Raw genomic sequence first — 26,664 nt, forward strand, 5'->3', positions numbered from 1 at the left:
CGCTCAGGCTACCCGGAATGCCTCTGCAGCGCTGCAAGCAACCGGCTGGCGAGATCCTTGCGGCAGACCAGCAGGTCCGGCAGGCGCGGGTCGGCCTCGTTGTATTTCAGCGCAGATCCGTCGATCCGGGAAGCGTGCAGTCCGGTGGCCGTCGCCACAGCGACCGGAGCGGCCGAGTCCCACTCGTACTGACCGCCCGCGTGGATGTACGCGTCGACCTCCCCGGTGACCACAGCGGCGATCTTCGCGCCCGCCGAGCCCATCGGAACCAGATGCGCGCCGATGTCCTCTGCCAGATCGGACAGGAAAACCGGCGGACGGCTACGACTGGCCGCCAACCGGATGGTCCTGCCGCCGCCCGCCGTGGCCGCCTCCAGGGTCATGGGCGGGTACGCCGGCGGGTAGTCCGTGCCCAGCACCCGGTGCTGCGCCGGCAGCCCCACCGCCCCCGCCACCAGGCCGTGCGGCGTCGGCGCGCTGCGCGCCCAGAGCGCCACGTGCACCGCCCAGTCCGAGCGGCCCTCCTCGGCGAACTCCCGGGTGCCGTCCAGCGGGTCGATGATCCACACCCGGTCGGCGTTCAGCCGGGACACCGCGTCGCCGCTCACCTCGGCCGTCCAGGCCAGCCGGGAACCCTCGTCCTCCTCCGACAGCACCGCGTCCGCCGGCCGCCACTTCGCCAGCTCGGTGCGGATCAGGTCGTGCGAGACCTTGTCCCCGGCCGACTTCAGCGCCCCCGCGTCGGCGAAGCCCAGCTCCGCGCGCAGGCCCATCAGCGCCTGCCCCGCCCGCGCCGCCAACCACCGGGCGAACGCGCCGTCGATCATCGGAGGACTGCCCATGCCGTTCCCGCTCCCGTCGCCCGCCTTCGCACGCCAGAAAGGCGCAGACTACCGGGCCGGACGCGACCGGCCCGGCACGCCCCGCCCGCGCCTCAGGCTCCGTGGTACAGGTTCTGCGTCGGCTCCACGCCCTTGGCGACCACCGACTCCACCACGTCCGCCGCCCGGTCCACCACGAACTCCAGTTCTTTGCGCTCGGCCGAGGAGAAGTCCGACAGCACGTAGTCCGCCGGATCCTGCCGGCCCGGCGGCCGGCCGATCCCGAACCGCACCCGCACGTAGTCCTTCGTGCCCAGCGACTTCGACATCGAACGCAGGCCGTTGTGGCCGCCCTCGCCGCCGCCGCACTTCACCCGCAGCTGGCCGTACGGGATGTCCAGCTCGTCGTGCACCGCGATCACCCGCTCCGGCGGGATCTTGTGGAACTGCGCCAGCGCGACCACCGGGCCGCCGGAGAGGTTCATGTAGGTCAGCGGCTTCAGCAGCACCAGCTTCGGGCCACCGAAACCCAGCCGCCCCTCGGCCACCTCGGCCATCGCCCGCTTGTGCCGGCCGAACTTACCGCCCACCCGGCCGGCCAGCAGCTCGGCCACCATGAAGCCGACGTTGTGCCGGTTGCCCGCGTACTCCCGACCGGGGTTGCCCAGGCCGACCACCAGCCACGGCCCCGCCTCGTCCGTCACGCCACGTCCCTTCCGCTCTCCCCCACGACCCGCCTCCGATACGCCGACAGGCGCCCCCGGGAACCGGGGACGCCTGTCGCACAGCCTGCGGGCCGATCAGGCCTCGGTCTTCGGCTCCTCGGCAGCCGGCTCGCCCTCGGCCGGAGTGCCCTCCTCGCCCTCGGCGGTCTCCTCGCCGACCTCGGCCTCGGCCTCCTCCTCGGCGACCTCGACCTCGGGCAGGGTGGCCTCGAGCTGCTCGGCGGTCGGAGCGGCGGTCACCGAGGCGACCGGCATCTCCGCGTCCGCGACCAGCTCGACACCGGCCGGCAGCTCGACGTCGGCGGCGGTGATCTGGGTGCCGGCCTCGGCGCCCTCGATCGACGCCTCCAGGTGGTCCGGCACCTTGGTGGCGTCGGCGGTCACCGAGAGGGTGTCGTGGTCGTGCACGATCAGGGTGTCCTTCGCGGCCTCACCGGTCAGCTGGACCGGGACCTCGACGGTGACCTTCTCGCCCCGGCGGACCAGCAGCAGGTCCACGTGCTCGAAGGTGTCCTTGATCGGGTCACGCTGGATCGCCTTCGGCAGCGCCAGCACCTGGGTGCCGTCGCTCACCTCGATCGCGAAGAGCTGGTTCGCGCCACCCTTGCGGATCGCGGCGGCGAACTCACGCGCCGGGAGCGCGATGTGCTTGGGCTTCTCGCCGTGGCCGTACAGCACGGCGGGCACCTTGCCGGCCCGGCGGGTACGACGGGCACCACCCTTGCCGAACTCGGTACGGGGCTCGGCGCTGATCTTTACCTCGGACACGGGGAAACTCCTGATGCTTCGCTGCGGCGGCTTGTCGTCTGGCGGTGCTGGGCGAGGGGCTCGCTGGGGCTCAAGGTCATGAACGACCGCCCGGAGCACCGCGTCGATGACGGCGCCTCCGTGCGGTGCTTTTCAGCGGCCCGCCGGGCACCCTCGCCGTGGCAACCGCACCAGTCTACCCGAGCGATTTCCGAGCCATCCGGCAGTCCCCACATCACCGCCGGCCACACCTCAACGACCGAACTTCCCGCCGGTGGCGGCCGTCCGCGACGGCCGCCACCGGCGGGCGCCGGAACTCAGCTCAGGCCACCGAAGAGGGTGGTCACCGAACCGTCGTCGAAGACCTCCCGGATCGCCCGCGCCAGCAGCGGGGCGATCGACAGCACGGTCAGCTTGTCGAGCTGCTTCTCCGGCGGCAGCGGCAGCGTGTTGGTCACCACGACCTCGCTGATCGGGCTGTTCTTCAGCCGCTCGGTCGCCGGGTCGGACAGCAGCGCGTGGGTCGAGGCCACCACGATCTCCGCCGCGCCCTGCTCCTTGAGGATGTCGGCGGCCTTCGTGATCGTGCCACCCGTGTCGATCATGTCGTCGACGATCAGGCACACCCGGCCCTCGACCTCACCGACCACCCGGTTCGCCACCACCTGGTTCGGCTTCAGCGGATCCCGGGTCTTGTGGATGAACGCCAGCGGGCAACCACCCAGCCGGTCCGTCCACCGCTCCGCCACCCGCACCCGGCCCGAGTCCGGCGCCACCACCGTCATCGGTCGGCCCGCGTACTTGTGCTCCACGTACTCGGCCAGCACGTCCATGGCGAACAGGTGGTCCACCGGGCCGTCGAAGAAGCCCTGGATCTGCGCGGTGTGCAGGTCCACCGTCAGGATCCGGTTCGCGCCCGCCGTCTTCAGCAGGTCGGCCACCAGCCGGGCCGAGATCGGCTCCCGGCCACGGTGCTTCTTGTCCTGCCGCGAGTAGGGATAGAACGGCAGGACCACGGTGATCCGCTTGGCCGAACCACGCTTCAGCGCGTCGACCATGATCAGGGTCTCCATGACCCAGGTGTTGACCCCGTGCGTCACGGACTGCACCACGAAGGCGTCCGAACCGCGTACCGAGTCCTTGAAGCGCACGAAGATCTCGCCGTTGGCGAAATCGTACGAGTCGGAGGGCGTCGGCGCGACGCCGAGCACCTCACCGATCTCCTTGGCCAGCTCCGGAAAACCCCGTCCGGAGAAGAGCATCAGGCTCTTGCGGTTTTCGGCGACGATGCTGCCCATGGGCCCGTCTGCTCCCGTATGTCGGTGGTTCCCGGCGGCGGTGAGCCGGGGACTATTCGGTTGCAGTATCCCCCGCGTTCACCGGTCCTCCCACCGTCTCCGGCCCCCCGTGGATTCAGTCACCTTCGCTTGCGGCTCCGCCGGATTCCGACGCACCCTCACGGGCCCGCTGCGCCGCCTCCGCGGCCGCCGTGCCGGACCGCTTGCGCAGCACCCAACCCTCGACGTTGCGCTGCTGGCCCCGGGCCACCGCCATGGCGCCCGGCGGCACATCCGCGATGATCACCGAGCCGGCCGCCGTGTACGCCCCGTCGCCCACCCGCACCGGCGCCACGAACATGTTGTCCGCCCCGGTGCGCGCGTGGCTGCCGATGGTCGTGTGGTGCTTCTTCACCCCGTCGTAGTTCACGAACACCGTCGCCGCGCCGATGTTGCTGTGCTCGCCGATCGTCGCGTCACCCACGTACGACAGGTGCGGCACCTTCGAGCCCTCACCGATCGCGGCCTTCTTCGTCTCCACGAACGTGCCGACCTTCGCCTTGCGGCCCAGCCGCGACTCCGGCCGCAGGTAGGCGTACGGCCCCACGCTGGCCTCCGGACCCACCTCGGCGCCCACCGCGTGACTGCGCACCACGCTCGCGCCCGCGCCCACGGTCGTGTCCACCAGCGTGGTGTCCGGCCCGACCAGCGCCCCCGCGCCGACCACCGTCGCGCCCTGGAGCTGGGTGTTCTGGTCGATCACCGCGTCCCGCTCGACGGTCACCGTCACGTCGATCCAGGTGGTGTGCGGGTCCAGGATGCTCACCCCGGTCCGCATCCAGCCCTCGTTCACCCGGTCCCGCAGCAGCCGCCGCAGCGCCGCCAGCTCGACCCGGTCGTTGCAGCCCAGCGTCTCCACGTGGTCGGCGGCGCAGTGCACCGCCACCGGCTCCCCCGCGTCCCGCAGCAGGCCGAAGACGTCGGTCAGGTACTCCTCGCCCTGGTCGTTGTCCGTGGAGAGCTTGCCCAGCGCGTCCCGCAGCCGCGCCACGTCGAACGCGTAGATGCCCGCGTTGATCTCCCGCAGCGCGCGCTGCTCCGGGGTGGCGTCACGCTCCTCGACGATCGCCGCCAGCCGCCCCTGCGCGTCCCGCACGATCCGGCCCAGGCCCGTCGGGTCGGGCACCTCGGCGGCCAGCACGGTCGCCGCCGCGCCGGCGCCCTCGTGTGCCTCGACCAGGGCCGCCACGGTCTCCGGCCGCAGCAGCGGCACGTCCCCGTTGATCACCACGACCGTGCCGGCGGCCTCCGGGACCGCGTCCAGCGCGATCCGCACCGCGTGCCCCGTGCCGAGCTGCTGCGCCTGGAGCACCGGGGTGGCCCCCGGGGCGACCTCGGCGAGGTGCGCGCCCACCTGGTCGGCGCCGTGGCCGACGACGACCACCGTGCGGTCCGCGCCCAGCGGCGCGGCCGCGGCCAGCACGTGACCGAGCAGGGTACGACCGAGCAGCGGGTGCAGCACCTTGGGCAGGGCCGACTTCATCCGCTTGCCCTCACCGGCGGCGAGCACGACAACGGTGCGGAGGTGGGGCTGGGGCACGACGTGGCTCCCGTCGGGACGGCGACAGTCTCGCGGCCATGCTAACCACGCGGCTCGCTGCAATTCGCATCCGGCCACACAAATGCCGTCATCACGCGTGGGATCCGACAGGGCGAGCTGGGGTGCCTGGATTCGAACCAGGAGCTCAAGGCTCCAAAGGCCTGCGGGTTGCCGTTACCCCACACCCCATTGCCGTGTCAAGACCTACGGCCCGTCATTTCGGGTCCGCGTTTCGTCCGCGATCCGGAACAGCTCGGCGATCATACCTTCGATCCGCCAGTAGAGCGCGCGGCTGCGCGGCACGGTGATCACGAGGCAGCCGTGGTAGCCGTCGCCGGTGTTCCGGCGCACCGTGGTCGGGTTGTGCCGCTTGAGCACCGACCGCCGGAACCGGTCCGGGGGCAACCGGAGCCGTTCCACCCACCACTGGACCGCCGCCTCCGCGTCGGCCGACTCGTGGATGCTCACCCGGTAGGTCGGCACCGCCGGGTCGACGCCGCACACCTCGAGGAACCTGAGGAACAGCGCCAGCAGGCCGGGGTCACTGTTGACGAACTCCAGGCGATCCTGCGCACGCCACGGCTTCGACTTGCTTCCCTCGCACCAGTAGATCGCCGCGCCCAGCACCAGCAGGTCGCGTTCGTCGAGCCCGCCGACCACGCCGGCGGCCCGCTGGTGTTCGGCGGCCTGGGCCGCGTCCCGCGCCTCCCGGTACGCGCCCCACCGCGCGTCCGTCATCGCCTTCGAATGCGCCCGCCGGCGCCGGGCCGTCGCCTCGTCCGGATTCAACGGCAGGTGCCGGACCCACTGGTAGGCCGTCGACTTCGCGACGCCGAGCTGCTCGGCGATCTCGTTGACCGACCGCCCCGCCGCCCGTAGCCGCTCCGCCTCGGCGCGGGTCGCGTCGCGAGCCCGGGGCCGCCGGGTCCATTCAGGTGGTGGCACGCCGCGCAGCAGCGCGTACGCCCGATCCCGGCCGATGCCCAGCCGGGCCCGGATCTGCTGGACGGAGAGCTGTTCCTCGACGCGCAGGCGGCGCGCCTCGGCGGCGAGCGGGTCGGTCACGTCGGCAGGTTAGGACGGGCGTACGACAGGTCCGCCATCGACGGATCCACGTGTCCGCTGCGATCTAGAGCGCTCCTGTTTACGGTGACGTAGGCGTAGCCCGTACCACTGGGAGGTGCCATGTCGACCACCCTGACCGGCCCGGACAGCGGGCCGAAGCCGCTGACCCAGGGTCACCAGTCCCCCGGCATCCTGATCGCCCTGTGGGCCTTCGTGGTCGTTCCGTTCCTCGCCCTGCTGGCCGCCGTGCCGGTGGCCTGGGGCGGCTGGCTGGGCTGGACCGACGTGCTGGTGGCCGGGTTCTGGTACGTGCTGTCCGGCCTCGGCATCACCGTCGGCTACCACCGCTACTTCACCCACGGCTCGTTCAAGGCGAAACCCTGGCTGCGGGCGGCGCTGGCGGTGGCGGGTTCGTTCGCCGTGCAGGGCGAGATCATCCAGTGGGTGGCCGACCACCGGCGGCACCACGCGTTCTCGGACCAGGAGGGCGATCCGCACTCGCCGTGGCGGTTCGGGGAGAGCATCGCTGGGCTGACCAGGGGGCTGTTCCACGCGCACGTGGGCTGGCTGTTCAACCGGGAGCTGTCGAACCGGGAGCGGTTCGCCCCGGACCTGCTGGCCGACCCGATCACCCGCCGCGTCGACCGGCTCTTCCCGGTGCTGGTGGTGGTCTCGGTGCTCGGGCCGGCGGCGATGGGCGGGCTGCTCACCGGGTCGTGGCAGGGCGCGCTGACCGCGTTCTTCTGGGGCGGGCTGGTCCGGATCGCGCTGCTGCACCACGTCACCTGGTCGATCAACTCGGTCTGCCACGTCTACGGGGAGCGCCCGTTCGCGGTGCGGCAGGGTGACCGGGCGTCGAACTTCTGGCCGTTGGCGCTGCTGTCGTTCGGGGAGAGCTGGCACAACCTGCACCACGCGGAGCCGACCAGCGCGCGGCACGGGGTGCTGCGGGGCCAGGTCGACCCGTCGGCGCGGGTGATCTGGCTGTTGGAGAAGGTGGGCGCGGCCTGGTCGGTGCGGTGGCCGAAACCGGAGCGGATCACGGCGAAGCTGGTGGAGCCGGGGCGGGTGCGCGGCCGGCCGGCGCGGTAACCGGTCGATCGACGCGGGCCGGGTTTGGCAGGATGGGCCGGGTGACCGATGTTCCCGGCAGCGACGCCAGCACCGCCCGCCGGCGGGCCGTCCCGGCGGCGAAGCCTTCCCGGGTACGGATGTCCGCGACCCAGCGGCGCGAGCAGTTGATCTCGATCGCGCGGCAGATCTTCGCCGAGCGCGGGTTCGACGCGACCTCGATCGAGGAGGTGGCGGCCCGGGCGAAGGTCTCCAAGCCGGTGGTCTACGAGCACTTCGGCGGCAAGGAGGGGCTCTACGCGGTGGTGGTGGACCGGGAGGTCCGCTCGCTGCTGGACCGGATCACCACGGCGTTGACGGCGGGGCATCCGCGGGAGTTGCTGGAGCAGGCGGCGTTGACCCTGCTGACGTACATCGAGGAGGAGACCAGCGGGTTCCGGGTGCTGGTCCGGGAGTCGCCGCTGATGTCGGCGACGGGCAACTTCAGCAGCGTGATGAACGACGTGGCGCATCAGGTGGAGCACATCCTGGGCGCGGAGTTCTCCAGCCGGGGCTACGACCCGAAGCTGGCGGAGCTGTACTCGCAGGCGCTGGTGGGCATGGTGGCGTTGACCGGGCGCTGGTGGTTGGAGGTGCGCAAGCCGCGGAAGGAGACGGTGGCGGCGCACCTGGTGAACCTGGCCTGGAACGGCCTGTCGCACCTGGAGGCGAAGCCGGGTCTGATCACGGTGCGCAAGCGGGGCTGAGCCGGCTCAGCGGTGGGCCTCGGCGATGGGGTGTTCGCGGCGGCGGCGCTCGTCCTCGGCGTGCTCGTCGGTGCCGACCTTGTCGTAGAGGCCGGTGGCGAGCAGGATCAGCCCGAACACCAGCGAGACGAGCACGGTGGACATCGAGAAGTTGAGGAAGTTCGCCGAGGTCTGGAGCACGGCCATCATGAGGATGCCGGTGACCAGGAAGACGGCTCCGGCGGTCAGGTTCATGTAGTGGCCGAGGTTGCCGCGGCGGGACGCGCCGATCAGCAGGAAGGCGCCGAACACCACGGAGACCAGGGCGAACGCCAGGTTGGTGCGGAGGCCGAGGGCGCTGGTGCTCTCCCGGCTGAACAGGCTGTTGCCCCAGGTCTCGAAGACCCCCCAGACGCCGAAGACCAGGATGTAGAGGCCGATGAGCCCGGACAGCACCCGGTAGAGCGGCCGTGCGGGGTGGTTCACCGGGAAGTGCGCCATGGGAGCCTCCGGTCGACTGACTGATTTGGCGCAATTGTCCCCCGAGCGGGCCGCTCCCGTCCCCGGAAACGCCGAAGGCCCGGCGGTCGCCGGGCCTTCGGGAACGGGCTGCGGGTCAGAGCACCAGGCGGGCCTTCTGCCAGGCCTCGTGCTCGTCGTCGGTGCCGACCTTGCCGTACATGCCGGCCATGAGGAGCACCAGCGACAGGGTGAGCACCACGATGTCGGTGAGGATCGAGAAGTTGAAGATGTTGGCGTCGGTCTGGAGGAACGCCAGCTCGGCCAGGCCGAGGGCCATCAGGGCGTAGGCGAGCCACTGGTTGATCGCCACGTCGAGGTTGCGGCCGATCGCGGTGCCGACCAGGATCGCGGCCCCGAGCAGGATCGTGAGCATCGAGAAGCCGAGGTTGGTGCCCTGGCCGAGGACCTTGGTGTCGTCCCGGGCGAGGACGTCGTTGCCGGCGCTGGCGATGATGCCGAGCACGCCGAACACGACGAAGTACAGACCAACGAGCCCGCCGATCGCCCGGTAGACAGGCCGCGCGGGGTGGTTGACGGGGGTGTGGGCCATCTCTGCGTCTCCAAGACCGAACGGGAAAGGGGTCGCCTGCGATTGTCCCGTACGCCCGGGAGTGACGCCGCACACCCCCCACCCCGGCCGGGTCAGCCGGCCGGCAGCTCCTCGGCGAGGGCCAGCCAGGTCTCCTCGGTGCGGTCCCGCTCGGCGCGGACCTCCTTGAGCTGGGCGTCCAGCTCGGCGACCTTCGCGTAGTCGGTGGCGTTGGCGGCGAGCTGCTCGTGCAGCGTCGCCTCCTTCTGCTCCAGCTTGGCGATCTGGCGTTCCAGCCGGCTGAGTTCCTTCTTGGCGGTGCGTACCTCGGCGGCGGACAGGCCCGCGCGGGCCGGCGCGGCCGCGGCGGGGGTGAGGTCGGCGGGGGCCGGGCCGCCGCCCGCGGCGGCGCGGGCCAGGTACTCGTCGACCCCGCCGGGGAGGTGCACGAGCCGGCCGTCGCCGAACATCCCGTACGCGACGTCGGTGACCCGCTCGATCAGGTAGCGGTCGTGGCTGGCCACCACGATGGTGCCGGGCCAGGAGTCGAGCAGGTCCTCCAGCGCGGCGAGCGTGTCGGTGTCCAGGTCGTTCGTGGGCTCGTCGAGGAGGAGCACGTTGGGCTCGCCGGCGAGCAGCCGCAGCATCTGGAGCCGGCGACGCTCGCCGCCGGAGAGGTCGCTGACCGGGGTCCAGAGCCGCCGGTCGTCGAACCCGAAGACCTCGGCGAGCTGGGCGGCGCTGATCTCCCGGTCACCGAGTTGCACGCGCCGGGCCACCTCCTCGACGGCTTCGAGGACGCGCAGGTGGCCGGGGAGTTCGGCGAGTTCCTGGGAGAGGAACGCGGGGCGTACGGTCTGCCCGGCGGCGAACCGGCCGCCGTCGGGGCGGGTCACCCCGGCGAGCATCCGCAGCAGGGTGGTCTTGCCGGCGCCGTTGCGGCCCAGGATGGCGACCCGGTCGCCGGGGCCGACCTGCCAGGTGACGCCGTGCAGGATCTCCTTGGGGCCGGCGTGCAGGGTGACCTGGTCGAGGTCGTACACCTGCTTGCCGAGCCGGGCGGTGGCGAGCCGTTGCAGCGACATGGTGTCGCGGGGTTCCGGCACGTCCGCGATGAGCGCGTTGGCGGCGTCGATCCGGAACTTCGGCTTGGAGGTCCGGGCGGGGGCGCCCCGGCGCAGCCAGGCGATCTCCTTGCGGAGCAGGTTCTGCCGGCGGGCCTCGGTGGCGGCGGCGACCCGCTGCCGCTCGACCCGGGCCAGGGTCCAGGCGGCGAAGCCACCCTCGTAGGCCCGGACGGTCTGGTCGGCGACCTCCCAGGTGGTGGTGCAGACGGCGTCGAGGAACCAGCGGTCGTGGGTGACCACGACGAGCGCGCCCTTGCGGGTGACGAGGTGCCGGGCCAGCCAGTCGACGCCGCCGACGTCGAGGTGGTTGGTGGGCTCGTCGAGGATGAGCAGGTCGGCGTCGCGGACCAGCAGGGCGGCGAGGGCGACGCGGCGGCGTTCGCCGCCGGACATGGTCCCGACGGGCGCGTCGAGGCCGAGGTGGGGCATGCCGAGGCCGTCGAGGATGGCCCGGACGCCGGCGTCGCCGGCCCACTCGTGCTCGGCGCCCATGCTCTCGCCGAGCCAGGCGGTGCCGAGCACCACGTCCCGGACGGTGGCCTCGGGGGCCAGGGTCAGGGTCTGCGGCAGCCAGGAGACCCGCAGGTCACGGCGGTGGGTGACGCGCCCGTCGTCGGGGTCCTCCTGCTTGGTGAGCAGGCGCAGCAGCGTGGACTTGCCGGCGCCGTTGAGGCCGACCACGCCGACCCGGTCGGCGTCGTCGAGACCGAGCGAGACGTCGGTGAGCAGTGGCCCGGCGGCGCCGTACCCCTTGGACACCCGGTCCAGGTTGACGATGTTGGCCACTGACCCACCTTTCATGATCAAGGGCGCCCCGGTGCCCGGGACGCCCACCTCAAGGGTACGCGGCCGGGCGGCGGGGCTCAGACGACGCGGGCGCCGGCGACCGGGCCGTGCGCGACCCGGGCCTCCCGGCAGACGCCGGCGGCCGTGAGGTCGGCGGCGATCCGCCCGGCGTGTGCCTCGTCGGTGGCGAGGAAGACGCAGGTCGGGCCGGAACCGGACACGAGGCCGGCGAGCGCACCGGCCGCCTCCCCCGCCTTGAGCGTCTCGGCCAGCGACGGGCGCATGGCCAGCGCGGCGGCCTGGAGGTCGTTGCCGAGGGCGGCGGCGAGCACCCGGGGGTCGCGCTGGCGCAGCGCGCCGAGCAGCCCGTCGGTGCTGCCCAGCGGCTCGCCCGCGGTGCCCGCGTCGCGGAGCCGGTCCAGCTCCCGGTAGGCGGCCGGGGTGGAGAGGCCGCCGTCGGCGACGGCCACCACCCAGTGCCAGGAGGTGGGGCGGGCCAGCACGGGACTGACCGCCTCGCCGCGCCCGGTGCCGAGCGCGGTGCCGCCGTGGATCAGGAACGGCACGTCGGAGCCCAGGTCGGCGGCGATGCCGGCCAGTTCGTCGCGGGACAGCCCGGTGCCCCACAGCGCGTCGCAGGCGACAAGCGCGGCGGCGGCGTCGGCGCTGCCGCCGGCCAGCCCACCGGCGAGCGGGATCTGCTTGCGCAGGTGCAGCCGGGCGTGCGGCAGGACACCCGCGTAGCCGGCGAGGGCGTGGGCGGCCCGGATCACCAGGTTGGTGTCGTCCAGGGCCAGCTCGCCGGCGCCCTCGCCCTCCATGGTGAGGGTGAGGGTGTCGCCCCGGCGGGCGGTCAGCTCGTCGTAGATGGAGATCGCGTGGTAGACGGTGTTCAGCTCGTGGTAGCCGTCCCGGCGCAGCGGTCCCACCCCGAGGTGCAGGTTGACCTTGGCCGGCACCCGCACCTTCACCGGGCCGCTGGCCCCGCGCCGCTGCCCGTCCTCGTCGTCCGGTCGCCAGGCCTCGGTCACGGGGCGATGTCCCGCGGGCGCAGGCGGATGTCGAACGGCTTCTGCACGGTCAGCTCCTCGGCGGGGTGGGCAACGGCGCCAGCCTAACGGGCGGCGGCCGGGGCGGTCGGGGCCGACGCGGCGATGGCGGCGAACTGCTCCACGGTGAGTGACTCGCCGCGGGCGCCGGGGTCCACGCCCGCGGCGGTGAGCGCCGCGGCGGCCCGGTCCGCGCCGCCGGCCCAGCCCGCGAGGGCGGCGCGCAGCGTCTTGCGGCGCTGCGCGAACGCCGCGTCGACGACGGCGAAGACCGCCTGCCGGGGTACGTCGGCGCGGGGCGGCTCGCGCCGGGTGAAGGCGACCAGCCCGGAGTCGACGTTCGGCACCGGCCAGAAGACGTTCGGCGGGACCTTGCCGGCGGCCCGGGACCGGGCGTACCAGGCGAGCTTGACCGACGGGATGCCGTACACCTTCGAGCCGGGACCGGCGACGAGCCGGTCGGCGACCTCCTTCTGCACCATGACGAGGCCGTGCCGCAGCGTGGGCAGCTCGGCGAGGAGGTGCAGCACCACGGGCACGGCCACGTTGTAGGGCAGGTTCGCCACCAGCGCGGTCGGCGCCGGGTCGGCCAGGTCGCCGGCGGTGACCCGCAGCGCGTCGCCGGGGTGCACGGTGAGCCGGGCGGCGTCCGGGCCGGCGAACCGGGCGGCGGTCTCCGGCAGCGCGGCGGCCAGCGCGGGGTCGAGTTCCACGGCGTGTACGTGCGCGGCCACCGGGAGCAGGGCCAGGGTGAGCGAGCCGAGCCCGGGGCCGACCTCCAGCGCCACGTCGTCCGGGGCGAGCCCGGCCGTGGTGACGATCCGGCGGACCGTGTTCGGGTCGTGCACGAAGTTCTGGCCGAGCTTCTTGGTCGGCGACACGCCGAGCCGCGCGGCGAGTTCCCGGATCTCCGCCGGGCCGAGGAGACCGGTCACGCCGGGCATCCTTTCACCACGGCCCGAACGCGCGCTCGCCGGTCGCGGAGATCGCCGCGCAGAGCTCGTCGAGGTCGGTCCCCGTGGTCTCGGCGAGGAACCGGACGGTCAGCGGGATCAGGTACGAGGCGTTGGGCCGCCCCCGGTGCGGCATGGGGGTGAGGTACGGCGCGTCGGTCTCCACCAGCAGCTGCCCGGGCGGGGTCACCGCGGCGGCCTCGCGCAGCGCCGTGGCGCTGCCGAAGGTGACAGTGCCGGCGAAGCTCAGCAGGTAGCCGCGGCGGACGCACTCGCGGGCGAAGTCGGCGTCGCCGGAGAAGCAGTGCAGCACCACGGTGTCCGGCGCGCCCTCGTCGTCGAGGATCCGCAGCACGTCGGCGTGCGCGTCCCGGTCGTGGATGACAAGCGCCTTGCCGTAGCGCTTGGCGATGGCGATGTGCGCCCGGAAGCTCTCCTCCTGCGCGGCCCGCCCCTCGTCGCCGGTGCGGAAGAAGTCCATGCCGGTCTCGCCGATGCCCCGGACGCGGCTCCGGCCGGCGAGGGCCTCGATCTCACGCAGCGCCTCGTCCAGGTCGGCCAGTCGGGGCGCCTCGTTCGGGTGCAGCGCCACGGTGGCCAGCACCGCGCCGTAGCGCTCGGCGACGTCGGCGCTCCACCGGGACGACTCGACGTCCACGCCCACCTGCACGAGCCGGTCCACGCCGACACCGGCGGCCACCGCGATGGCCGCCGCCACCGGGTCGTCGGCCGGACCGCCGGGAACCCCGGCCTCGCTGACCGTGATGTCCAGGTGGGTGTGGCTGTCCAGCACGGGCACCGCGAGCGCCTCCGGGGCGGGCGGGAACTCGCCCGCCCGGCGGGCGGCGCGCTGCTTGCGGGTTTCGGTCTGCTCGCTCATCGCGGCCAGCATCACACACCGTGGGCGGCCGGCGTTTCCCGACCGCCACCGACTGTTCACGCGCGCAACATCTGCCGCGCCTACGGTCCGGGGCGTGACCGTCACTCCCCAGGCCGGCGGGGCCGCCTCCGAGCGGACCGGGCTGCGCGTGACGTACGACGGCCGCGTCCACCCGGCGGAGGAGATCGCCCGTGGCGCGGCGTACGAGCTGTTCAGCGCCGAGGAGGCGCCCGGTTTCGAGTGGGCGCCCCGGCCCGGGGTGGCGTACCCGTGGCGGAGGTTCGTGCACGTCACCGAGGTGAGTGCCGTGCACGGCGCGGCCGAGCCGACCGAGGACCTCGACCCGCCGCTGCTGATGCCGCTGCACCGGCAGCACGGCTGGGCGTACGTGCACCAGCTCAGCCAGCAGCCGGGCGCGGCCGGCGACCCGATGCTCGCGGCGGTGCGCGGCTCGGCGGTGATCCGGCCGGGCACCCGGATGGTGAAGGTGCTCTCCGCCCGCCAGCTCGCCGGCTACGTGCGGGGCTGGCTGCCGCACGGCTTCTGCCACCGGGAGCACGACGTGGCGCACCTGCGCACACCGGCGGGGATGGCGGTGCTGCGCGGCGACTCCGAGGGCGGCGACGTGGCGTACGCGCTGCGCTGGCGTGCCACCGACCCGGCCGACTACGACGTGCCGGTCGGCCCGGCGTACCAGGGGCTGACCGCGCTGCCGCCGCGCGACCGGCTCGGGCCGCCGGTGCTGGGCACGGGCTTCGTGCCGAGCAACGCCCAGCTGGTCCCGGAGTTCGTGACCCGCGACTTCGCCGATCTGCCGATGCCGGCGAACGCCGCCCTGCTCGCCTACCCGGCGGAGGGGGTGGAGGTGGTGCTCTACACCTACCAGGCCGAGCAGCGGGGCTGGCTGCGCATGGTGGGCCCGCAGTGGCGGCACCTGCTCGCCGCGGTGCCCGGCGTCTCCCCCGACCAGGAGTACGTGCCGACCGGCGACGCGCCCCGCTCCACGCAGCTCGTCGGCGTGTACGGCGGCGCCGAGTACGAGGCGGTGGCCGACCTGCCCGGCGGGTTCCGGGTGCTGGCCATGACCCGGGCGGCCCGCTACCCGGTGGAGTCGGCGGCCCGCCGGCTGCGCTACGCCACCTGGCGTGGGGTGCCCTGCCTGGTGCTCCGGGAGGAGGCGGGCTGGCTGCGGCTGCGGCTGTGCCGTCCGGATCCGGACGCGGTGACCACGACCGGGGCGCAGTGCCACGAGCGGGGCGTCTACGAGACCTGGGCCCCGGGCGCCGAACTGACCGACGACCGGGTGGTGGACCTGCCGTACCGGACGGCATAACCGGGGCCGGGCCGGGAAAGCGCGGGCGTCCTAGACGCACCGCAAGGGGAGAGCCCGACATGCCTTTCGTCACCGTCGGTACGGAGAATTCCGCACCCATCGACCTCTACTACGAGGATCACGGCTCCGGCCAGCCGATCGTCCTGATCCACGGTTTCCCGTTCAACGGGGCAACCTGGGAGAAGATGTCCGGTCCGCTGCTCGCGGCCGGCTACCGGGTGATCACGTACGACCGGCGGGGGTTCGGCAACTCCGCCCAACCGGCGTTCGGCTACGACTACAACACCTTCGCGGCCGACCTCGACGTGCTGATGACCGAGCTGGACCTGCGCAACGCGATCCTCATCGGGCACTCGATGGGCACCGGCGAGGTGACCCGCTACCTGGGGGCGTACGGGTCGGACCGGGTGGACCGGGCGGTGCTGATGGCCCCGCTGGCGCCGTTCCTGCTGAAGACGGCCGACAATCCGGAAGGTGTCGACAAGAGCCTGTTCGACGGCTTCCAGAAGGCGATCATCCAGGACCGGTTCGCGTACCTGACGCAGTTCTGCGACGCGTTCTTCAACTACAGCGAGACCAAGGGCAAGTGGGTGAGCGAGGAGGCGTACCGGGCGCACTGGCAGATCGGCGCGCAGGCGTCGGCGAAGGGCACCTACGACAGCGTCGACGCCTGGCTGACCGACTTCCGCGGCGACCTGCCGAACATCACCATCCCGGTGCTGATCATCCAGGGTGACAAGGACAACGTGCTGCCGTACCCGGTGACGGGCCAGCGGTTGCAGCACATGCTCCCCAACTGCCAGATGATCACCTTGAAGGGTGCGCCCCACGGCACGCCGTGGACGCACCCCAGCGAGGTCAACCAGGCGATCATGGAGTTCATCGGCGCGCCGAGGATGGCCCGCGCCTGACCCACCGACGACGCGGCCCCGGGGACATCCCCGGGGCCGCGTCGTGCGTCGGGCGGCTCAGCCGGCCAGCCGGGCCAGTTCCTCGTCGACGATGGACGGGTCGAGCTTGCGGAACACCGGCTTCGGCGCCGCGAGCGGCCGGCCCGCCTCCACGGGTACGGACTCCCAGCGCGCCCCGACCGTGTAGTCACCGGTCAGCACCGGGTACGCCGGCCCGCCGTCGAGGTCCTCGACCTCCTCGATCACCGGCATGGGCGCGTGCACCCCGGTGCCGCCGAGCAGCTCGTGGATCTTCTGCGCGGAGTGCGGCAGGAACGGGGTGAGCAGCGTGTTGGCGTCGCTGACCACCTGGAGGGCGACGTGCAGGATGGTGCCCATCCGGGGCTTGTCGTCCTCGCCCTTGAGCTTCCAGGGCGCCTGCTCGGACAGGTACCTGTTGGCCTCGGCGACAACCTTCATGGCCTCGCCGATGGCCTGCTTCTGCCGGTGCCGGGCGATGAGGTCGCCGACGGTGGCGAACCCCGCCCGGGCCGTGTCGAGCAGCGCCTGGTCGGCCTCGGTGAGCCCGGCCGGGTCGACCGGAGGGATCGCCCCGAAGTTCTTCGCCGCCATCGAGATGGACCGGTTGACCAGGTTGCCCCAGCCGGCGACCAGCTCGTCGTTGTTGCGGCGGAGGAACTCGGCCCAGGTGAAGTCGGTGTCGTTGCTCTCCGGGCCGGCCACCGCGATGAAGTAGCGCAGCGCGTCGGCGTCGTACCGCTCCAGGAAGTCGCGGACGTAGATGACCACCTTGCGCGAGGAGGAGAACTTGCGGCCCTCCATGGTCAGGTACTCGCTGGAGACCACCTCGGTGGGCAGGTTGAGCCGGCCCAGCGCGCCCGGCTCGCCGTCCCGGGAGCCCTCGCCGGAGTAGCCCCCGAGCAGCGCCGGCCAGATCACCGAGTGGAAGACGATGTTGTCCTTGCCCATGAAGTAGTAGCCCCGGGCGTCCTTGCCCTCGCCGTCGGCGGACCACCACTTCCGCCACGCCTCCGGGTCGCCGGTGCGGCGGGCCCACTCGATGGACGCGGACAGGTAGCCGATGACCGCGTCGAACCAGACGTAGATCCGCTTGTCGGGCCGGTCGCGCCAGCCGTCGAGCGGGATGGGCACGCCCCACTCCAGGTCGCGGGTGATGGCTCGGGGCTGGAGGTCGTCGAGCAGGTTGCGGGAGAAGCGCAGCACGTTGGGCCGCCAGCCCTCCCGGGTGTCCAGCCACTGCCGCAGCGCGTCGGCCAGGGCGGGCAGGTCCAGGAAGAAGTGCTCGGTCTCCACGAACTCCGGCGTCTCGCCGTTGATCTTCGACTTGGGGTTGATCAGGTCGACCGGGTCGAGCTGGTTGCCGCAGTTGTCGCACTGGTCGCCGCGGGCGCTGTCGTAGCCGCAGATCGGGCAGGTGCCCTCGATGTAGCGGTCGGGCAGCGTGCGGCCGGTGGACGGGGAGATCGCCCCGGTGGTGACCTTGGGGACGATGTAGCCGTTGCGGTGCAGACCCTCGAACAGCTCCTGCACCACCGCGTAGTGGTTGCGGGTGGTGGTCCGGGTGAACAGGTCGTACGACAGCCCCAGCGCCCGCAGGTCCTCGGCGATCACCCGGTTGTACCGGTCGGCCAGTTCGCGCGGGGTGACCCCCTCGGCGTCGGCCTGCACCTGGATCGGGGTGCCGTGCTCGTCGGTGCCGGAGACCATGAGCACGTCGTGACCGGCCATCCGCATGTACCGGGCGAAGACGTCGGAGGGAACGCCGAATCCGGATACGTGGCCGATGTGGCGCGGGCCGTTGGCGTAGGGCCAGGCGACCGCGGCGAGAACGTGACTCATGAGCGTCAAGCCTAGTGAGTGCCGCGGGCGACCCGCGAACCAATAGGGCGCGTCCCACCGGCCGCACCCGGCCGTACGTCCGATTTGTCGCCGACACGCGGCCTGAGCTGCCCGGCTGGCCCGGCCCGCCGGTGTCAAATGAACGGCGTGACCAGCAGACCAGCGGCGCCCGGGCCGGGCGGGTCCTCCGCGCCGGCGGCCGGGGAGGCCGCGCGGCGGACCCCGGCGCGCGGCGCGTCGGTCGCTCCCCAGCCCCGGCTGGACCCCGCCGATCCTCCGGTGGAGGTGGAGCCGACCACCGGGGCGCCGGTGGACGCCGTCCCCCGCCGGGTGCCGGTCCGGCAGCCGCGTTGGCACCGGCGTTCCGCGCCGGCGGACGGCGGGACCGCCTGGGCACCGATCGAGGAGGTGCACTGGGACGGCACCCCGCTGCGGGAGGAGCCGCAGCGGCGGGCCGGCCGCTGGCCGCGCCGCCGGACGGCGTCCCGGCGCGAGCGGCCGGTCCGTCCCCCGGACCCGGTCAGCGGCCTGTCCGTGCTGCTGTCTCTGACCCTGCTGGCCGCGTTCTTCGCCTGGGTGAGCGCCGGGCCGTTCTGGCTGGCCGTGGGACACGGGACGAACGGCACGGCGGTGATCACCGACTGCACCGGCGGCGGGCTGACCCAGCGCTGCCGCGGGCTCTTCCTGGCCGACGGCCAGCGCTTCCTGGCCCACGGTGTCCGGGTCAGCGGCGTCCCGGCCGAGCGCAGCGCCACCGGCTCGGTGCTGCCCGCCCGGATGACCGGGCCGGCCGGCCGCACCGCCTACGCCGACGCCGGCGCCGGCCGGCACCTGCGCTGGCTGCTCGGGCTGCTGCTGGTGGCCGGCTGCGCCGCCGGGATCGCCCGGTGGACCGGCGCGACCCGGCTGCCGGACCCCCGGCAACGCCGTTGGGCGGTGGGTGTGGCGCTGGCCGGCCCGCTGCTGATCACCGTCGGCTTCCTGGGCGCGGCCTGGTAGCCGTGCCTCAGCTGTGCACAACCGTGTAGACCTCGCGGCGGCGCAGCCCGAACTCGGTGGCGACCTCGGTGATGGCGTCGCGCCGGGACAGCCCGGCCGCCTCCCGCGCGGCCACCGCGGCGCGCAGCGTGTCGTCGTCGGGCCGGACGGCCGCGGCCGGCGGCGCCCCGGCCACGACCAGTGTGATTTCGCCGCGCGGCTCGCCCGCCGCGGCCCACTCGGCCAGTTCGCCAAGCGGCCGGCGGACCACCTCCTCGTACGTCTTGGTCAGCTCGCGGCAGAGCGCGGCGGGCCGGTCCGGGCCGAACGCCTCGGCCAGGTCGGCGAGCGCCCCGGCGATCCGGTGCGGCGCCTCGAAGAGCACCAGGGTGCGCTCCTCGGCGGCGAGCGCGCGCAGCCGGGACCGGCGGGCGCCGGGCGTGCGGGGCAGGAAGCCCTCGAAGCAGAACCGGTCGCAGGGCAGCCCGGACAGCGCCAGGGCGGTCGTGACGGCGCTCGGCCCGGGGGCCGCGGTGACCGGGATCCCGGCGTCGAGGGCGGCCCGGACCAGGCGGTAGCCGGGGTCGGAGACGCTGGGCATGCCACCGTCGGTGACCAGCGCGATCGTGTAGCCGGCGGCGAGCACGTCGACCAGTTCCGGGGTACGCCGCTCCTCGTTGCCCTCGAAGTAGGAGACGATCCGGCCGGGCACGGTCACCGCCAGGTCCCGGGCCAGCCGGGTGAGCCGGCGGGTGTCCTCGGCGGCGACCACGTCGGCGGTGGCGAGCACCTCCCGGAACCGGGCGGACGCGTCGGCCGGGTTGCCCAGCGGCGCGCCGAGCAGCACCAGGCGGCCAACCTCGGACATTTCACCCACGACGTGCGCTCCTTCATCGACGGCCGTACCAATCTCGGAGACGACGGGCGCCACCGGGCACCTTCGCAGCCTACGATCGCCGGGTGACGAGTGCGTCGACAGCACAGAGCGCGAACGCGGGCGGGTCCGCCGACGAGCCGACCCCCGCCGACCGGGCCGCCGGCCCCGCGACGAGCGGCGGCCGTGGCCGGATCCCGGCGATCGTCCGGCGACGGCTCGACACGGTCGACGCCCACCTCGGCCGGGGGCAGGCGTGGCTGGCCACCGGGGTCGTGGTGGCGATCGCGGCGATCCTGCGCTTCGTCGGGCTGAGCGGCCCCAACGGCAAGATCTTCGACGAGATCTACTACGCCCGCGACGCGTACGGGCTGATCGACCGCGGCGTCGAGTGGAACTACAAGGACAACGGCCCGTCGTACGTGGTGCACCCGCCGCTGGGCAAGTGGCTCATCGGCCTCGGCGAGTGGGCCTTCGGCTACCAGGACGCGGAGACGAAGATCTCCGTGCCGGGGCACCTCATGACCACCGCCCCCGAGTTCGGCTGGCGCTTCGCGGCGGCCGTCGCCGGCACCCTGTCGGTGCTGCTGCTGGTGCGGATCGGCCGGCGGATGTTCCGGTCGACCACGTTGGGCTGCGCGGCCGGGCTACTGCTCGCCCTGGACGGCTTCCACTTCGTGCTCTCCCGCACCGCCCTGCTCGACATCTTCCTGCTGCTGTTCGTGCTTGCCGCGTTCGGCGCCCTGGTGCTCGACCGGGACGCCCGGCGGCGGCGCTGGACGCGGGCGCTGGAGGCGGGGCTCGACCCGTCGCTGCCGGGGCGGGCCGGCCGGCCGCCGTCGACCTGGCGGGACTGGCCGTGGTGGCGGCTGGCCGCCGGCGTGCTGCTCGGCTGCGCGTGCGCGGTGAAGTGGAGCGGCCTCTACTTCGTCCCGGCCTTCGCGCTCCTGGTGCTCCTCTGGGAGGTAGGCGTCCGCCGCTCGGCCGGGGTCCGCCGCCCGTGGCGGGACGCCCTGCTGGACGAGCTGCCGTGGCTCCTGGCGGCCGGCGTGCTGATGGTCGTCACCTACGTGCTCACCTGGTCGGGCTGGCTGCTCGGCGACGACGGCTACTACCGCCTGGCCAGCCGCTACCCGAACACCCCGGGCCTGAGCGACACCCCGGTCATCGGGCCGCTGATCAACCTGTGGGAATACCACAAGGCCGCGTACGGCTTCCACACTCAGCTCGACGACCCGCACAAGTACCAGTCGTGGCCGTGGCAGTGGCTGCTGCTCGGCCGGCCGGTCGCCTTCTACTGGTCCGGCGACGGCAACTGCGGCGCGCCGAGCTGCGCCTCGGAGATCCTGCTGCTGGGCACCCCGCTGCTCTGGTGGTCGTTCCTGCCGGCGCTGGCCGCGACGGTCTGGCTCGGGCTGGCCCGGCGGGACTGGCGGGCCGGGGCGATCCTGCTCAGCGTGGCCGCCGGCCTGCTGCCCTGGTTCTGGTTCGCCCTCGACGGCCGCACGATGTTCTCGTTCTACGCCGCGCCGGCCGTGCCGTTCCTGGTGCTGGCGGTGGTCTACGTGCTCGGCGCGATCATCTCGCCGGCCCCGGCCGTCGGCACGGCGGCGCCACCGAGCACGGAGGACACCTCCGACCGCCGCCTGGTGGGCGGGATCATCGCGGGCGCGTACGTGCTGCTTGTCGCCCTCTGCTTCGGTTACTTCTACCCGATCTTCGTGGGCCGGCTGATGGCCTACGCGGACTGGTCCGCCCGGATGTGGCTGGACGGTCGCTGGATCTGACCGGCGTGGACCCGGCGGGGGCACCCGCCGGGTCGGAAAACCGATTGCGATCACGGGCCGGTCTGGTGCCGGTGCAGGTGCCCGGGCCCGGGCACGAAAAAGCGCGCCCCGATCGCCTGCCACGGGGGAAGCGGGCGATTGGGGCGCGCAAGACAGAGCTTAACCACAGTGCGGCACTGGCACAACGGGTCGAGTGGGGTCAGATTTCCGACGAATGCGCCACCCCACAAAAGGTTTACATCGGGCACCTTACGGTGGGTCACGCAGGGAAAACATTACGAATTCCTTACTATCCACGGCCGCGCCCGCGAAGCGCCGCGCAAGACCTGATCATGCCGCCTCTCGCATCGACCTGCCTCGATCACCCGACCCGGATGATCTTCCATTGTGGATCTCACTACACTTCGCCCGGTGATCAACAAGAGACGATCGGCGGCCGTCCTTCTCGGACTGCTGGCGACGACCGCGCTGATCGGTACGCCGCCCGCCGCGGCCGACGACGAGACCGCGGAACCCCCCGCCGAGCCGCCCAAGGTCGAACTGGTCCTGGACGTCAGCGGCTCGATGCGGGCCCGGGACATCGACGGGCGCAGCCGGATCTCCGTCGCCCAGCAGGCGTTCAACGAGGTGGTCGACGCGCTGCCGGACGAGACCCAGCTCGGCATCCGGGTGCTCGGCGCCACCTACCGCGGCAAGGACAAGAAGCAGGGCTGCCTGGACACCCAGCAGATCGTGCCGGTCGGTCCGGTGGACCGTACGCAGGCCAAGGCCGCCGTCGCCACGCTGCGCCCGACCGGCTTCACCCCGGTGGGGCTGGCGCTCCGCTCCGCCGCGCAGGACCTGGGCACCGGCAGCACAGCCCGGCGGATCGTGCTGATCACCGACGGCGAGGACACCTGCGCCCCGCCCGACCCCTGCGAGGTGGCCCGCGAGCTGGCCGCCCAGGGCACCAGGCTTGTCGTCGACACGCTCGGCCTGGCCCCGGACGAGAAGGTCCGCCGGCAGCTGCTCTGCATCGCCGGTGCTACCGGCGGCACCTACACCGCGGCGCAGAGCGCCGACGAGCTGACCGGGCGGATCAAGCAGCTGGTGGACCGGGCCCGGGACACGTACACCGCCACCCCGACCGTGGTGGGCGGGTCGGCCGGGTGCGACAACGCGCCGCTGCTCGCCCCCGGCGTCTACACCGACCGGGAGGCGTTCGCCGAGCACCGCTGGTACCGGGTGCCGGTGCGCCCCGGGCAGGAGCTGCGCGCCTCGGTGAGCGTCGCGCTGGACCGCCCGGTCAACCCCGACTACGGCGTGCTGCTGCGGGCCACCGCGCCGGACGGGCGGGAACTCGTCCGGGGGGTCGACGCGGGCAGCGGGCGTACCGACGTGGTCTCCGCCGGGCTGCGCTGGTCGGCCGCCGAGGAGGCGAGCCCCGCCCCCGCCCCGAGCGGGGTACAGCCCGCGCGGACCGTCTGCCTGGTGGTCAGCAACTCGTTCGCCCCGCGCCCGGGCACCCAGGTCACCCCGGGCATGCCGGTGGAGCTGACCGTGGACGTGGTCGCCGCGTCCCCCGCCCCGGACGGACCGGACCTCGGCCGGGGCTGGGCGCTGCTGCTCCTGCTCACCCTGGCCGGGCTGGTCACCGGGCTCGTCGCCGGGCTGCTCACCCGCTGGTGGGTGGCCACGTGGAGGGAGAACTGAGGATGCGTACACTGATCCGCTCCGCGGCGGCGCTGGCCGCCGCCGGGCTCGCCCTCGCCCCGGGGGCCGCCGCGGCGGCGCCGACCCCGTCGCCGGGCGCGGCCACCGTCACCAAGGCCGGCACCTCGTTCCTGACCGCCACCCCGATCACCCCCGGCCAGCCGGTCCGGGTGGACGCCTCCACCGGCGACCACCTCTACTGGTCGTTCCGGGCGGAGGCGGGCCAGGTCCACGAGGTCACCGCGACGGTCGCCTTCCCGAAGGCGCGCACCGGCGCGTCCACCTGGACCGTCGACGTCTTCGACGGGCTGCGCCGCCGCCAGGCGTGCACGGCCGGCGCGCAGACCCCGACCGCGGCGGCGACCGCGACAAGCGTGGCCCTCGGCTGCACGCTGCGCCGGGTCCGGCCCTGGGCGGAACCGTGGTCCGGCGACCCGCTGCCCGGCACCTACTACCTCCGGCTCTCGGTCACCGACCTGCCCGAGCCCGACCTGGGCCTGCCGGTCGAGGTGGACCTGCTGGTCGGCGCGGACACCGAGGGCGGCGGGTCCGGCGACGACGGGGAACTGGAGGCGCCGCTGGTGCCGAACACCCGGGCCGGCCAGGTGCTCACCGCCGAGCCCGCCCCCGAGCCGGTCGCCGAGGAGGAAGGTGGCCTCATCGGCTGGCTGCCGGAGCCCGGCTCCCGGTGGGTGTGGACCGGCGTGGGCGGCGTGCTCGCCGCCGTGGCGGGCGTCGTGGGCTTCGCCGTGACCCGCCGGCCCCGCCGCCCCTGAGCCCGCGACCGGTGGCCGCCGCGAACCCGACGCGGCGGCCGCCGGAAGCGCGGCTCAGAAGGTACGCGGGCCGCGCGGCACCCAGCCGATGAACCGGTCCTGGAGCGAGGAGACCGGGGCGGCGCGCAGGTCCTGCGTGGCGGCGGCCAGGCAGGAGCCGAGATAGACGCTCAACGAGGCGCGGTCCACCTGGTACTCGTCCAGCAGTTGCCGGCGTTTCGTGGCGCAGGGCCAGTCGTCGCCGCAGGAGCCACAGGTCCAGTCGGGGGTCACGGGGGCGTGCTCGCCGGGTCGTGATTCCGACGCCTTCGCGCCAGGCGTCATCGGCCGATCCTCTCGTCAATGGACACACGTCAGTGGACGGTCGCCTCCCCGCAACGACCCAACAGCGCCCCGAAACGCTCCGGCGTTACATGGTTGCGGTACGTTTCCGCGTCATGCGGGACCTACTGCCGCCCGAGGTCGCCGTGGCGGTGGCCGCCGCCGCGGACTGGACCGGCGCGCTGCTCCCGGCCGAGTGGGCCTGCCTGGGCGACCGCGCCGTGGCCAGCCGCCGCCGGGACTTCACCGCCGGCCGGGTGTGCGCCCGCCGGGCGCTGGCCGGGCTCGGGCTGCCGGCCACGCCGGTGCCCGCGGCCCCCGACCGCGCCCCGGTCTGGCCACCCGGCGTCGTCGGGGCCATCACCCACACCCGGGACTACTGCGCGGCCGCCGCCGCCCGCGCCACCGAGATCCGCGCGGTGGGCCTCGACGCCGAACGACACCGGGACCTCACCCCGGGGGTACGCCGAAGGGTCTGCCTGCCCGAGGAGGAGGCGGACCTGGTTCGGCTGCCCGCCGGGGTGGCCTGGCCGACCGTGCTGTTCAGCGCCAAGGAGACCGTCTACAAGGTCTGGCACCCGCTCGTCGGGACCTGGCTGGACTTCGCCGACGCCCGGGTCACCCTCGACCCCGACGCGGGCACGTTCACGGCCCGGATCGCGCCCGCCCGGCTCGCCGCCGCCCCCGTGACCGATCCGCCGCTGTCGATAGCCGGTCGGTTCGCGGTGGACGCCGAACTGGTGCGCACGGCGGCCGTTCTGGTACCCCGGTGAGGGCCTGACGGTCGCGTTGCCGCCGGCTTGTACCGTCGTCCCGACCGACGATCTCGAAGGTGCCCAAGGAGTACGGTGAGCCACCCTCAGCCTCCGTTCGGACCGCAGGACCCGAACCAGCAGCCTCAGGAACCGCCGACCCAGGCGTTCCCCACCGCGCCGATGCCGCCGGTGTCCGGCAGCCCGTACGCGCCGCAGCCGCCGGTCTCCGGTGCTCCGCAGCCGCCCACCTCGGGTGCCCCGTACCCGCCGGCCCCGGAGTCGCCGTACGCGCCGCAGCCGCCGACGTCCGGCGCGCCGTACCCGCCGCAGCCGCCCACCTCCGGGGCGCCGTACCCGCCGCCGGCCGCGGGGCAGCCTCCGTACCCGCCGCCGGCCCCGGCCGCGGCGTTCCCGCCGCCGCCCGGGCAGTACCCGCCGCCCCCGGGTGGGGCGTACCCGCCGAGCGGGCCGTACCCGCCCGCGCCCGGGCAGTTCGGCCCGCCGCCCAAGAAGTCCAACAAGAACGTCTGGATCACCGTCGGCATCGTGCTGGCGGTCATGCTGCTGCTCTGCTGCGGCGGCGGCATCTTCGCCATCTACAGCGGCGCGAAGAAGACCAAGGACGCCATCGACAACCTGCCCACCCCGGGGGTCACCTACAGCAACCCGGTCGACGACTCCCCGACCGGCGGCACGTCGGCGACGCCCGAGCCGGGCAGGACCGACGGCGAGACCTTCAACATGCCGGCCGGCGACAAGCTGATCGTCGTCGACGACGACGGCACCGTCGAGATCACCGTCGGCAACTTCCGGACCAAGGACAAGGCCTGCCAGGAGTTCATGCCGGCGCCGAAGAACGGCATGTACCTGATCGCCGACGTGACCGCCGAGGTCACCAAGGGCACCGGCTCGATCAACCCGTTCTTCTTCAAGTGGGTCGGCACCGACGGCGCCGAGGAGAGCGGCGTCGGCGGCGCCTTCTCCGGCTGCGGCAAGCTGATGGGCTCGGGCAACAACCTGCCCACCGGCAGCAAGCGCAGCGGCCAGCTCATCTTCGACGTCAAGGACAAGAACGGCACGCTGGAGTACGAGCACCACCTGCGTACGGCGGGCTCCTGGAAGCCGTAACGGCCCGAGGGTCGAGGGGGTCGGTCCCGCGTGGACCGGCCCCCTTTTCGCGTCGCTTGGGGAACGGACGAGGAAGGCCGCCCAGCCCGGGTTTCAGTTCCCGACGGCCGGGGACGCCGCTGCCGGTGGGGCGCGACGGCGCCCACGACGACACGGGAGGCGGCATGAGCGTCGAACGGGCGAAGGACGACCTCGAGGACCTGGCCGGCCCGGCCCGAGCCCGGTTGGGCGACATGACCCGGGACGAACGGTCCGAGGCGGACCAGGTGCGGCGCCAGGACGAGATCCGGGGCAAGCGACCCGGCGAGCACGTCCAGCAGGACGCCCGGGACGCACGGGACGACTTCTCCGACTGAGGTGTCCCGGGTCCCG

General features: G+C 73.4%; 25 protein-coding genes, 1 tRNA gene and 1 pseudogene. 11 read left to right on the forward strand and 16 right to left on the reverse strand.

The features are described 5' to 3' along the window. Positions 1-8 precede the first annotated feature (8 nt). From GA0070603_RS16260 to GA0070603_RS16290, 7 genes and pseudogenes are all read right to left on the reverse strand, one after another. Positions 9-842 carry an inositol monophosphatase family protein gene (locus tag GA0070603_RS16260; protein WP_091314316.1) on the reverse strand — a complete coding sequence of 278 codons (834 nt, stop codon included), beginning with the start codon at positions 840-842 and terminating at the stop codon, positions 9-11. 92 nt (positions 843-934) lie between these two features. Then, complete coding sequence (pth, locus tag GA0070603_RS16265; protein WP_091314319.1) at positions 935-1,525, reverse strand: aminoacyl-tRNA hydrolase; 591 nt, start codon at positions 1,523-1,525, stop codon at positions 935-937. Positions 1,526-1,621: 96 nt separating this feature from the next. Beyond that, entirely contained in the window at positions 1,622-2,314 is a 693-nt protein-coding gene (locus GA0070603_RS16270) for a 50S ribosomal protein L25/general stress protein Ctc (RefSeq protein WP_091314322.1), read from the reverse strand. 296 nt (positions 2,315-2,610) lie between these two features. Further along, complete coding sequence (locus GA0070603_RS16275) at positions 2,611-3,591, reverse strand: ribose-phosphate diphosphokinase (RefSeq protein ID WP_091314326.1); 981 nt, start codon at positions 3,589-3,591, stop codon at positions 2,611-2,613. A 52-nt stretch (positions 3,592-3,643) separates the two neighbouring features. Beyond that, positions 3,644-5,170, reverse strand: a pseudogene (glmU, locus tag GA0070603_RS16280) (bifunctional UDP-N-acetylglucosamine diphosphorylase/glucosamine-1-phosphate N-acetyltransferase GlmU). Positions 5,171-5,287: 117 nt separating this feature from the next. Continuing rightward, positions 5,288-5,359, reverse strand: a tRNA-Gln gene (locus GA0070603_RS16285). A gap of 15 nt (positions 5,360-5,374) precedes the next feature. Next, entirely contained in the window at positions 5,375-6,235 is an 861-nt protein-coding gene (locus GA0070603_RS16290; protein WP_091314333.1) for a helix-turn-helix domain-containing protein, read from the reverse strand. A 120-nt stretch (positions 6,236-6,355) separates the two neighbouring features. Here GA0070603_RS16290 and GA0070603_RS16295 point away from each other — a divergent pair, with 120 nt between their 5' ends. Together GA0070603_RS16295 and GA0070603_RS16300 are read left to right on the forward strand one after the other, a co-directional pair. Continuing rightward, on the forward strand, positions 6,356-7,327 hold the full coding sequence (locus GA0070603_RS16295) for an acyl-CoA desaturase (RefSeq protein ID WP_091314335.1): 972 nt from the start codon (positions 6,356-6,358) through the stop codon (positions 7,325-7,327). A 41-nt stretch (positions 7,328-7,368) separates the two neighbouring features. Then, on the forward strand, positions 7,369-8,052 hold the full coding sequence (locus tag GA0070603_RS16300; RefSeq protein ID WP_091314339.1) for a TetR/AcrR family transcriptional regulator: 684 nt from the start codon (positions 7,369-7,371) through the stop codon (positions 8,050-8,052). A 6-nt stretch (positions 8,053-8,058) separates the two neighbouring features. Here GA0070603_RS16300 and GA0070603_RS16305 read toward each other — a convergent pair whose 3' ends face one another. The 6 genes from GA0070603_RS16305 to GA0070603_RS16330 all read right to left on the reverse strand — a co-directional run bounded on the left by GA0070603_RS16305 (position 8,059) and on the right by GA0070603_RS16330 (position 13,889). Beyond that, positions 8,059-8,532 carry a DUF4383 domain-containing protein gene (locus GA0070603_RS16305; RefSeq protein WP_091314342.1) on the reverse strand — a complete coding sequence of 158 codons (474 nt, stop codon included), beginning with the start codon at positions 8,530-8,532 and terminating at the stop codon, positions 8,059-8,061. A 115-nt stretch (positions 8,533-8,647) separates the two neighbouring features. Then, entirely contained in the window at positions 8,648-9,103 is a 456-nt protein-coding gene (locus GA0070603_RS16310) for a DUF4383 domain-containing protein (protein WP_091314346.1), read from the reverse strand. Positions 9,104-9,195: 92 nt separating this feature from the next. Beyond that, entirely contained in the window at positions 9,196-10,995 is a 1,800-nt protein-coding gene (locus GA0070603_RS16315) for an ABC-F family ATP-binding cassette domain-containing protein (protein WP_091314348.1), read from the reverse strand. A 77-nt stretch (positions 10,996-11,072) separates the two neighbouring features. Next, positions 11,073-12,026, reverse strand: coding sequence for a 4-(cytidine 5'-diphospho)-2-C-methyl-D-erythritol kinase (locus tag GA0070603_RS16320; RefSeq protein ID WP_091314351.1), 954 nt, complete (start codon positions 12,024-12,026; stop codon positions 11,073-11,075). An 83-nt stretch (positions 12,027-12,109) separates the two neighbouring features. Then, positions 12,110-12,979: a 16S rRNA (adenine(1518)-N(6)/adenine(1519)-N(6))-dimethyltransferase RsmA gene (gene rsmA, locus GA0070603_RS16325; protein ID WP_091314355.1), complete on the reverse strand. Its 870-nt coding sequence runs from the start codon at positions 12,977-12,979 to the stop codon at positions 12,110-12,112. A 13-nt stretch (positions 12,980-12,992) separates the two neighbouring features. Beyond that, entirely contained in the window at positions 12,993-13,889 is an 897-nt protein-coding gene (locus tag GA0070603_RS16330) for a TatD family hydrolase (RefSeq protein ID WP_091314360.1), read from the reverse strand. An 82-nt stretch (positions 13,890-13,971) separates the two neighbouring features. Between GA0070603_RS16330 and GA0070603_RS16335 the strand changes: the two genes are divergently transcribed. Both GA0070603_RS16335 and GA0070603_RS16340 read left to right on the forward strand, forming a co-directional pair. Next, a complete protein-coding gene (locus GA0070603_RS16335; RefSeq protein WP_091314364.1) occupies positions 13,972-15,210 on the forward strand; it encodes a hypothetical protein in 1,239 nt (412 codons plus the stop codon). A gap of 59 nt (positions 15,211-15,269) precedes the next feature. After that, entirely contained in the window at positions 15,270-16,121 is an 852-nt protein-coding gene (locus GA0070603_RS16340; protein ID WP_091314368.1) for an alpha/beta fold hydrolase, read from the forward strand. A gap of 57 nt (positions 16,122-16,178) precedes the next feature. On the opposite strand, the gene metG is transcribed toward GA0070603_RS16340, so the two are convergent. Then, positions 16,179-17,981, reverse strand: coding sequence for a methionine--tRNA ligase (metG, locus tag GA0070603_RS16345; RefSeq protein WP_091314371.1), 1,803 nt, complete (start codon positions 17,979-17,981; stop codon positions 16,179-16,181). Positions 17,982-18,119: 138 nt separating this feature from the next. On the opposite strand from metG, the gene GA0070603_RS16350 reads away from it, so the two are divergent. Then, on the forward strand, positions 18,120-18,980 hold the full coding sequence (locus GA0070603_RS16350; RefSeq protein ID WP_244282538.1) for a hypothetical protein: 861 nt from the start codon (positions 18,120-18,122) through the stop codon (positions 18,978-18,980). Positions 18,981-18,987: 7 nt separating this feature from the next. Here GA0070603_RS16350 and rsmI read toward each other — a convergent pair whose 3' ends face one another. Then, positions 18,988-19,827, reverse strand: a complete 840-nt coding sequence (gene rsmI / locus GA0070603_RS16355; protein ID WP_370464086.1) for a 16S rRNA (cytidine(1402)-2'-O)-methyltransferase — start codon at positions 19,825-19,827, stop codon at positions 18,988-18,990. 92 nt (positions 19,828-19,919) lie between these two features. Between rsmI and GA0070603_RS16360 the strand changes: the two genes are divergently transcribed. The 3 genes from GA0070603_RS16360 (at position 19,920) to GA0070603_RS16370 (ending at position 24,088) form a co-directional block, all read left to right on the forward strand. Next, a complete protein-coding gene (locus tag GA0070603_RS16360; protein WP_091314377.1) occupies positions 19,920-21,620 on the forward strand; it encodes a dolichyl-phosphate-mannose--protein mannosyltransferase in 1,701 nt (566 codons plus the stop codon). A 411-nt stretch (positions 21,621-22,031) separates the two neighbouring features. Further along, the gene (locus GA0070603_RS16365; RefSeq protein WP_091314379.1) at positions 22,032-23,312 is read left to right on the forward strand and encodes a VWA domain-containing protein; all 1,281 of its coding nucleotides are present in this window, start codon (positions 22,032-22,034) and stop codon (positions 23,310-23,312) included. Positions 23,313-23,314: 2 nt separating this feature from the next. After that, the gene (locus GA0070603_RS16370) at positions 23,315-24,088 is read left to right on the forward strand and encodes a peptidase (RefSeq protein WP_091314382.1); all 774 of its coding nucleotides are present in this window, start codon (positions 23,315-23,317) and stop codon (positions 24,086-24,088) included. Positions 24,089-24,142: 54 nt separating this feature from the next. Here the strand turns inward: GA0070603_RS16370 and GA0070603_RS16375 are convergent, their stop codons facing one another. Then, positions 24,143-24,412 carry a hypothetical protein gene (locus tag GA0070603_RS16375; RefSeq protein WP_091314385.1) on the reverse strand — a complete coding sequence of 90 codons (270 nt, stop codon included), beginning with the start codon at positions 24,410-24,412 and terminating at the stop codon, positions 24,143-24,145. 113 nt (positions 24,413-24,525) lie between these two features. On the opposite strand from GA0070603_RS16375, the gene GA0070603_RS16380 reads away from it, so the two are divergent. From GA0070603_RS16380 to GA0070603_RS16390, 3 genes are all read left to right on the forward strand, one after another. Continuing rightward, the gene (locus GA0070603_RS16380; protein ID WP_091314388.1) at positions 24,526-25,182 is read left to right on the forward strand and encodes a 4'-phosphopantetheinyl transferase family protein; all 657 of its coding nucleotides are present in this window, start codon (positions 24,526-24,528) and stop codon (positions 25,180-25,182) included. 75 nt (positions 25,183-25,257) lie between these two features. Further along, positions 25,258-26,292, forward strand: a complete 1,035-nt coding sequence (locus tag GA0070603_RS16385; RefSeq protein WP_091314391.1) for a DUF4352 domain-containing protein — start codon at positions 25,258-25,260, stop codon at positions 26,290-26,292. Positions 26,293-26,456: 164 nt separating this feature from the next. Further along, positions 26,457-26,648, forward strand: a complete 192-nt coding sequence (locus GA0070603_RS16390) for a general stress protein CsbD (protein WP_091322009.1) — start codon at positions 26,457-26,459, stop codon at positions 26,646-26,648. The last annotated feature ends 16 nt before the right edge of the window (positions 26,649-26,664 follow it).

The sequence above is a fragment of the Micromonospora chersina genome (assembly GCF_900091475.1).
GTDB classification, from domain to species: Bacteria; Actinomycetota; Actinomycetes; order Mycobacteriales; family Micromonosporaceae; genus Micromonospora; species Micromonospora chersina.